This window comes from Mesorhizobium sp. M7A.F.Ca.CA.004.06.1.1, assembly GCF_003999135.1.
In the GTDB taxonomy this organism is placed as follows: Bacteria; Pseudomonadota; Alphaproteobacteria; order Rhizobiales; family Rhizobiaceae; genus Mesorhizobium.
In genome coordinates this window covers 1-7,483 of the sequence record NZ_RZPQ01000242.1, presented here as the reverse complement: position 1 = coordinate 7,483, position 7,483 = coordinate 1, and the positions used below count along the sequence as shown (strand labels likewise).

General features: G+C 61.3%; 10 protein-coding genes and 1 tRNA gene. 5 read left to right on the top strand and 6 right to left on the bottom strand.

The genetic code is table 11. The annotated features are described in order from the left end of the window. The 4 genes from EN906_RS16260 to EN906_RS16245 form a co-directional block, all read left to right on the top strand. Nucleotides 1–925 (top strand): exopolysaccharide biosynthesis polyprenyl glycosylphosphotransferase (locus EN906_RS16260; protein WP_127371841.1); only part of this gene is annotated, 925 nt, incomplete at its 5' end. Beyond that, nucleotides 922–2,190 (top strand): O-antigen ligase family protein, encoded by a 1,269-nt coding sequence (locus EN906_RS16255; RefSeq protein ID WP_127267064.1) that lies wholly within the window; start codon nucleotides 922–924, stop codon nucleotides 2,188–2,190. The genes EN906_RS16260 and EN906_RS16255, both read left to right, overlap by 4 nt. 56 nt (nucleotides 2,191–2,246) lie before the next feature. Then, a tRNA-Pro gene (locus tag EN906_RS16250) sits at nucleotides 2,247–2,323 on the top strand. A 299-nt stretch (nucleotides 2,324–2,622) separates the two neighbouring features. Next, entirely contained in the window at nucleotides 2,623–3,303 is a 681-nt protein-coding gene (locus tag EN906_RS16245) for an outer membrane protein (protein WP_127267063.1), read from the top strand. 76 nt (nucleotides 3,304–3,379) lie between these two features. Here the strand turns inward: EN906_RS16245 and EN906_RS16240 are convergent, their stop codons facing one another. Beyond that, nucleotides 3,380–3,841, bottom strand: a complete 462-nt coding sequence (locus EN906_RS16240) for a YbaK/EbsC family protein (protein ID WP_127267062.1) — start codon at nucleotides 3,839–3,841, stop codon at nucleotides 3,380–3,382. 187 nt (nucleotides 3,842–4,028) lie between these two features. Next, complete coding sequence (locus EN906_RS16235; protein WP_023810249.1) at nucleotides 4,029–4,313, bottom strand: helix-turn-helix transcriptional regulator; 285 nt, start codon at nucleotides 4,311–4,313, stop codon at nucleotides 4,029–4,031. 283 nt (nucleotides 4,314–4,596) lie between these two features. Here EN906_RS16235 and EN906_RS16230 point away from each other — a divergent pair, with 283 nt between their 5' ends. Then, complete coding sequence (locus EN906_RS16230) at nucleotides 4,597–5,211, top strand: hypothetical protein (RefSeq protein ID WP_127272079.1); 615 nt, start codon at nucleotides 4,597–4,599, stop codon at nucleotides 5,209–5,211. Between the two features lie 89 nt (nucleotides 5,212–5,300). On the opposite strand, the gene EN906_RS37290 is transcribed toward EN906_RS16230, so the two are convergent. From EN906_RS37290 to EN906_RS16210, 4 genes are all read right to left on the bottom strand, one after another. Continuing rightward, nucleotides 5,301–5,810, bottom strand: coding sequence for a hypothetical protein (locus tag EN906_RS37290; protein ID WP_164748806.1), 510 nt, complete (start codon nucleotides 5,808–5,810; stop codon nucleotides 5,301–5,303). A 167-nt stretch (nucleotides 5,811–5,977) separates the two neighbouring features. Beyond that, the gene (locus EN906_RS16220; protein WP_127270978.1) at nucleotides 5,978–6,280 is read right to left on the bottom strand and encodes a hypothetical protein; all 303 of its coding nucleotides are present in this window, start codon (nucleotides 6,278–6,280) and stop codon (nucleotides 5,978–5,980) included. Between the two features lie 93 nt (nucleotides 6,281–6,373). Then, on the bottom strand, nucleotides 6,374–6,913 hold the full coding sequence (locus EN906_RS16215; RefSeq protein ID WP_127270980.1) for a MerR family transcriptional regulator: 540 nt from the start codon (nucleotides 6,911–6,913) through the stop codon (nucleotides 6,374–6,376). A 125-nt stretch (nucleotides 6,914–7,038) separates the two neighbouring features. Continuing rightward, nucleotides 7,039–7,362, bottom strand: coding sequence for an integration host factor subunit alpha (locus EN906_RS16210; protein ID WP_013532231.1), 324 nt, complete (start codon nucleotides 7,360–7,362; stop codon nucleotides 7,039–7,041). Nucleotides 7,363–7,483 lie beyond the last annotated feature (121 nt).

The window sequence follows — 7,483 nt, the reverse complement described above, 5'->3', positions numbered from 1 at the left end:
GCCCTACAACGATATCCGCATCTGCGGCATCTTCGACGATCGCGGCGACAAGCGCTCGCCGCCCATCGTCGCCGGCTACCCCAAGCTCGGCACCATTTCGGAACTGATCGAGTTCGCCCGCATCGCCCGCATCGACATGCTGATCGTATCGCTGCCGCTGACCGCCGAATCGCGGGTGCTGCAGCTGCTGAAGAAGCTGTGGGTGCTGCCGGTCGACATCCGGCTGTCGGCACATTCCAACGCGCTGCAGTTTCGCCCGCGCGCCTATTCCTACATCGGCGCGGTGCCGATGCTCGACATCTTCGACAAGCCGATCAACGACTGGGATTCGGTCGCCAAACGCGCCTTCGACATCGTCTTCAGCCTGATCGGCATCGTCGTGTTCTCGCCGGTCATGCTGGCGACCGCCATCGCCATCAAGCTCGACAGCAAGGGGCCGGTGCTGTTCCATCAGAAGCGGCACGGCTTCAACAACGAGATCATCGAGGTCTACAAGTTCCGTTCGATGTATACGGACAAGGCCGACCCGACCGCCAAGCAGACGGTGACCAAGAACGATCCTCGCGTCACCCGCGTCGGCCGCTTCATCCGCAAGACCTCGATCGACGAGCTGCCGCAGTTCTTCAACTCGCTGCTCGGTTCGCTGTCGCTGGTCGGCCCGCGTCCGCATGCCATCGCGGCGCAATCGCACAACCTGCTCTACAACGAGGTCGTCGACGGCTATTTCGCCCGCCACAAGGTCAAGCCCGGCGTCACAGGCTGGGCGCAGATCAATGGCTGGCGCGGCGAGATGGACACCAACGAGAAGATCCGCATGCGGACCGAGTATGATCTCTACTACATCGAGAACTGGTCGCTGCTGTTCGATTTGCGGATCCTGTTCCTGACGCCGCTCCGGCTGCTCAATACGGAAAACGCCTATTGAGTGCGATCAGCCATGATCTGCCGCGCGCGGCGGTCAACGCCAAGCTGGTCGCGCTGATTTCGTCGGGCGCGGTCTTCCTCGGCATTCTGCTGTCGGGCTTCGTCATCAGCGAGCCGGCGCCCTATGAGCTCTACATGGCCGGGCTGATCGCCATCTGGGCGCTTTTCGGCCTGAGGATTTCCCGCGCGGCCACGCCCTTATTGGTGCTGCTGGTGACGATGAACATCGGCGGCATGATCTCCATGACGCAGATGGCGGACCTCGCCAACACGCCGCTCTATCTCGCCGTGTCGCTGTTTCTCGCCTTCAGCGCGGTGTTCTTCGCATCGATCACCGCCGTACAGCCGAGCCTCTACCGGCTGATCTTCATTGCCTATGTGGTCTCGGCAGTGGCCACATCGCTGCTTGGCATTGCAGGCTATTTCCATGCCTTTCCGGGCGCGGAGATGTTCACCAAATACGATCGCGCCGCCGGCGCCTTCCAGGACCCGAACGTGTTCGGCCCGTTCCTGGTGCTGCCCGGCATCTATCTGCTCTATCTGCTTTTGACCGGACCGGCGACACGCATGCCGCTGCTGGCGGTGCCGCTGCTGATCATCACCGCCGGCATCTTCTTCTCCTTCTCGCGCGGCGCCTGGGGCATGTTCACCGTCTCGGCCGTCCTGCTCACCGGCTGCCTGTTCCTGCAGAGCGCCAGCGGCAAGTTCCGGCTGCGTGTGGTGGTGATGACGATGGCCGCACTGGCGCTGCTGGTCGTCGCCATGATCGTCATCCTGCAGCTGCCCGGCGTGTCGGAGATGTTCTCCAACCGTGCCCAGCTCGAACAGAGCTACGACACCGCCCGCCTCGGCCGCTTCGCCCGCTACGGCATCGGCTTCCAGATGGCGATGGAGCATCCGTTTGGCATCGGCCCGCTGGTCTTCGGCACGATCTTCGGTGAAGACACCCACGATATCTGGCTGAAGATGCTGATGGATTATGGCTGGCTCGGCTTCGTGTCGTTCCTGGCGCTCGTCTTGTGGACGATAGCAGCCGGCTTCCGCATCCTGCTGCGCGACCGGCCGTGGCAGCCCTATCTCCTGTGCGCCTACGTCGCCTTCATCGGCAATATAGGGCTGGGCACCTTCATCGACATCGACCACTGGCGCCATGTCTACCTGCTGCTCGGCCTGATCTGGGGCGCCATCGCGCTGGAATACCGCCATCAACTGCTGTTTCGGCCTGCCTTGCAGGGCTCGCCGGCACCGGCAATCGCAGCGGGATAAAAGTCGCGGAATTCGGTTGACCCGCACGGGGTTATCACGATACATCGCGACCGGTCCGGAGTGTAGCGCAGCCCGGTAGCGCACTTGACTGGGGGTCAAGGGGTCGTCGGTTCGAATCCGGCCACTCCGACCATTTCAAAGCAGGACTTGCCCCCAAAAGTCCTTTCCGCCTTTCCACGAGACACCTTTCCGGACACCCGAAGGGTAGCACAGACCAAAAGTTCCAGCTCTTCGACACGAATTGAGGCTGTCGGCGGCACGAGATGGAAGCCGATTGGCGCGTTGAATCGCTTGAAACCTTGAGTTCAACTCGATTCACGAATGTGTGGCAGTTTCACAACGCTCATATTCCAAACGTTTCCAATCACATGGAAGCGCTTTTCAAGCTTGGGCTGGTGTGTAGATTAAGCAGCGTAGAATCTTGGGGATATCATGAAGACGATCATTCTCTCTTCAGCACTGCTTTTGGCCCTCACGGGCGGGGCGCTTGCCGCCGACCCGATCATCAATGTGCCATCGCAGGATGTGGCGCCTGCCGGTTTCATCTGGACTGGGGGCTATGTGGGTATCGTCGCCGGGGTGAACTACCTGAAGGGTGATTTCGACATCCCGAACTATGATCCTTCCGGCTACAATGCCGACAACACGTCAGCCGAAATTGGTGGCAAAGTCGGATACAATTATCAGTTCGCGAACAATTTCGTACTCGGCGGCGAGGCATCGCTGGTTGCAGTTTTCAACGAGGGTGCGGACAGTACGTTTGATGACGAAGAGATCAATGTACACACGGACTGGCAAGCTCACATTGTTGCAAAGGTTGGCTACGCGGCAGATAGGTTCATGCCTTATGTAAAGGGCGGCATCGCTTTTCTGCACGCAAATGACGTCTTCTATTCCACCACGGGGGATCGCAGCGATCCTCAAAGCCGAACCTACATTGGCTGGACCATTGGCGCTGGTGTCGACTATGCGCTCAACGAGAAGTGGATTGTCGGCGTCGATTATGCATATGCTCATTTCGGCAGTCACGATTTTGCGAACGACCAGCTTGGGCCAACCATCTTGAAGCCAAGCACCCATACGGTTTCCGCGAGCTTGAGCTACAAATTCTGATCGGCATGGTAGGCTGTGACTGCCGTCGTCAGCCGGTGTCCGTGCCAGCTGTTCACGCCCAATCTGGGACCTCAACCTAGCCCTGACAGACATCCACCCATTCAGCGCCGGTGAGATCGACCATGCGCTGCGGTGCAATCCGCACCGCGGCGTTGGTGGCGCCTGCCGCAGGCACCACTTCGTCAAACTCGCGCAGCGATACGTCGCAATAGACCGGCAGCGGCGCCGGCAGGCCGAACGGGCAGACGCCGCCGACCGGGTGGCTGGTCGCTTCGACAACCTCGGCGGCGTCGAGCATGCGCGGCTTGCCGCCGAACTGGTCCTTGAATTTGCGGTTGTCCAGTCTGGCGATGCCGCTGGTCACCACCAGCATGGTGCGGTCGCCGACGCGCAGGCAGATCGTCTTGGCGATCTGGGCCGGCAGCACGCCATGCGCCTCGGCCGCCAACATCACCGTCGCCGAGCTCGCTTCCGTGACAACGACGTCGATATCGGGCGCGTGGGTGGCGAAGAAGGCACGAACGGATTCCAGGCTCATATCGAAAACCCATGGCTCAAAAAGCTTGATGGACGGCAGATTGCGGTTCGGCAGCCGGGGGCCGCCGCGCGTATAAGCACGTGCGGCATACAAATCGGCAAGCCCCAGGCTGAAGCAGACGCTGCGGCAGGTACAAAGAAACCCGCCAAGGAGCCTTGGCGGGTTCTCTGGAATCCGTGGTGCGGATCTAAGCCAGCGATCGACCTTGCGCCGCCGGCGTCGGCGCAGCCGGGGTGATCAGAGCCTCCTGGGGAAGGTGAAGCGCGGACACAATACGACGCAGCTTCGACGGGTCGGTCACTCTGCCGCTTTCGATATCCTCAATCTCGTCCACCGCCAGGCCGCATGTCAGGGAGAGCTCTTCCACGCTGTAACCGCGGGTCTCCCGCATCGCTCTGAGGGTGTTGTAATCTGGCCCGCTCCCGTTGGTTGCCGGTTCGGAGAGGGGTTCGCTTTTCGCATTATGGGGCATTGGCAACTCCATGACTGAAAGAGTTTGATCAAATGAGGAGTGTTGCCTGAGACGGTCGGGAAGATGCCCTCTCGCCGGCGATTTGCCAAGAGCCAAAAGGGCCGTCACGGGATCGTGAACCAGGTGCCTGGCGCGGCCCTCTCGCGCACACGTCGCGATCAAGTTGTTTTGAAGAAGCGATTGGCCTTTTGCCGGCAGTTTCGCCGCGCCCATTCGTTATCTCCGGGTCGCTGGCGTGAAACCATCCGGTTCCAGCCGGCTCGTTCCCGGAAGGATCTTTGCAATGAACTTGAAGACAGTCATGGTCGTGCTCGGCACGATTTCCAGCCTTTCCGTCGCCGGCGCAGGCGCCGCCCAGGCCGCAGACGCGCTGCGTGTGCGCGGCACGGTGGTCAGTTTCGAACCCACGCTGCTCACCGTGAAAACCCGCCAGGGCGATACCGATGCGATCAAGCTCAAGGCTGGCTGGAAGATCTCGGGCGTCGCCAACGCCTCGGCAAAGGACATCAAGCAGGGCGATTTCCTCGGCATTGCCTCTGTTTCGAAAGCGGATGGCGGCAGCGGCGCCCTGGAGGTGGTGGTCTTTCCGGCCGCGCTGAAAGGCACTGGCGAAGGCGATCGTCCCTGGGACCTGCAGCCAAACAGCCGGATGACCAACGGCACCGTCGCCGACGTTACCGATATAAGCGGGCGATCCGTCACCCTGACCTATGACAATGGCCAGACCAAGAAGATTTCGATCCCCGACACCACGCCCGTCGTGACCTTCGCGCCGGCGACGCCTACCGACCTCAAGCCGGGTGCGACGGTCTTCGTCACCGCTGAGCGGGGCAGCGACGGCGCACTGAGCGCCAGCCGCGTCGTGGTCGGAACCAACGGCGTCGTGCCACCGATGTAGTCGAACAGGCGGCCGATGGCCGCCTCTCGATCTTGCCGTGCATGGTGACGGGAGGCTGGATTGGGCAGAAACAGTCCAGAAACAAAATTCTACAATCGGGAAATACTGACGAAAAAATTCAGGCGCGTAATTCCATTCGCGGCGGCCGGGCTATCGCCCCGATCCATATGCGCCCGCGAAACAAAAGGAAACCATCCATGAAGAAGTCCCTCCTCTCGGCCCTCGGGCTTGCAGTTGCATTGGCTTTCACGGTGCCCGTCATCGGCGCGACGAGCGCGGATGCGGCCCCGATGGCCAAGCATCATCGTCACCACCATCATCATCGCCACCATGTCCGCCACCACCATCATCACCGCCACCACCACCATGTGATCGGAAACAAGGCCTAAGCTCCGCAGACCGCCACCGAGAAGACCGGCCTTGGCTTCTTGTCCAAGGCCGGTCTTCTCGGCCCCGCGAGGCTCGATCGCGGAAGACTGTTCACGCAAGTCCAGCCCCCCTACGCCGGTGAGATCGTCGTCTATCCCGGCGCTGGCTATTGCACGACCACCAATCCGGCGTTCGCCGGCGAAATTGAGCGGCTCCGGCGGCTCGACCAATCCGCATTCCTGCGCCGGCCGCACAGAGATGCGGGGCGCCCGCCGACGCGCTCCTCGCCAGATGCCGGAGCGACGACAGACATAGCCGACCGCAAGGAAAATAAACGGATCGCCCTGAGGCGAGCTGTCACTTCTTGCTTCTTATCCCTGGGATTGGGTTTTAGAATTCAGCGCCGGCTGAACAGCAGACTGGCGACAAGACCGAGCACCACAAGGCCTACCGCCGCGGCAGCCGCCGGATGGTCGCGGGCCGACCTCTCGATCACCCTGCCCTGTTTACGGATTGCCGGCATGGCGTCGCGCAGGCGCCCGGCAAGATCGGAATAGGTGTCCAGCGCGGCATCGCGACCGTCCTCGTAATACGCGCCGCCTCGCCTTGCCACGGCCCTCTTCAAGCTGGCCAGTTCCTTGGTAAGAGCCGCGACCTGCCTGTCGAGATCGATGTCGGAGAGGGTCGAAAATGATGCCATTGGTATGTTTCCTTCACTTGCAGAAGGAAGCGTAACGCCTCACCGGAAGACGGGTTCCGGCTTTCGAACTGTCGATGCCGCGTCGGGCCGCGGTCAGCGCACCTGGTCAAGCAGGCGCTTGCATTCCAGGAGGTCGAACAGCGCCTCCTGCAGCAAGGCCCTGTTGTCGCGCGAGAGTTTCGACGCATCCGGCTGCACCGGACCCTCCTCGTCGCTCTTGCCCAGGCCGAAAAAGCGGCGGCTGGGTTTGACGCGGGGCTGGCCAACCAGTTCGTCGTCCATGCCGCGCGGCTGGGCCGCAGGCGTCAGCGGCACCTGATCGGCCTGCTTTCGCTGCGAGATCGCCTCTACGGCGGCCATGTCGCCATTGCCGATGGCAACCAGGAAATGGTTGCCGTTCTCGCGCAACAGCTTCTGCACGCCCTTGATGGTGTAGCCCTGGTCGTAGAGCATGTGGCGGATGCCCTTGATCAGCTCGACATCCTGCGGCCGGTAGTAACGACGGCCGCCGCCGCGCTTCATCGGCTTGATCTGGTTGAAACGCGTTTCCCAGAAGCGCAGCACATGCTGCGGCAGATCGAGATCTTCGGCGACCTCGCTGATGGTACGAAAGGCGTCGGGGCTCTTGTCCATGGGCGAATCCTCACGCTGGACGATGATCCGGCCTACCTGCCGAATCGGGGCTTATTTCAGCGGTTTATGAAGCAATATTCAAGCCCGGCGTCATGGCGGCGACGGTTTTCAACCGCGCAGTAGGACTACTTGCCGCTTTTGGCCTTGCCGCTCTGATGGGAGCGCAAGATACGGCTCTTCAGCACATTCGACGACTTGAAGGTCATCACCCGACGCGGCAGGATCGGCACTTCCTCGCCGGTCTTGGGATTGCGGCCGATGCGTTCGTTCTTGGAGCGGACGTGGAATGTCGCGAAGGACGACAGCTTCACCGTTTCGCCGCGCACGATGGCTTCGCAGATTTCATCCAGCACCGCTTCGACGAGTTCGGCCGATTCAGTGCGCGACAGGCCGACCTTCCGGTAAACTGCCTCGGCAAGGTCGGCGCGCGTAAGTGTCTTTCCCCCCATGCGACCGTCCCATCAGCTCAAAACATAAAATTCGGCACAACAACGGCAGAGCCTAAGTAATTGATCCGTCAAGGTCAAGGACCGAAACTGGACCGTTCGGCACTTACCAGCGAACCAGGAC

Excerpts from the sequence above, each read along its gene's own strand:
- EN906_RS16245 (WP_127267063.1), top strand. The coding sequence starts at position 2,623 with ATGAAGACGATCATTCTCTCTTCAGCACTGCTTTTGGCCCTCACGGGC.
- EN906_RS16240 (WP_127267062.1), bottom strand. The coding sequence starts at position 3,841 with ATGAGCCTGGAATCCGTTCGTGCCTTCTTCGCCACCCACGCGCCCGAT.
- EN906_RS16235 (WP_023810249.1), bottom strand. The coding sequence starts at position 4,313 with ATGCCCCATAATGCGAAAAGCGAACCCCTCTCCGAACCGGCAACCAAC.
- EN906_RS16230 (WP_127272079.1), top strand. The coding sequence starts at position 4,597 with ATGAACTTGAAGACAGTCATGGTCGTGCTCGGCACGATTTCCAGCCTT.
- EN906_RS16220 (WP_127270978.1), bottom strand. The coding sequence starts at position 6,280 with ATGGCATCATTTTCGACCCTCTCCGACATCGATCTCGACAGGCAGGTC.
- EN906_RS16215 (WP_127270980.1), bottom strand. The coding sequence starts at position 6,913 with ATGGACAAGAGCCCCGACGCCTTTCGTACCATCAGCGAGGTCGCCGAA.
- EN906_RS16210 (WP_013532231.1), bottom strand. The coding sequence starts at position 7,362 with ATGGGGGGAAAGACACTTACGCGCGCCGACCTTGCCGAGGCAGTTTAC.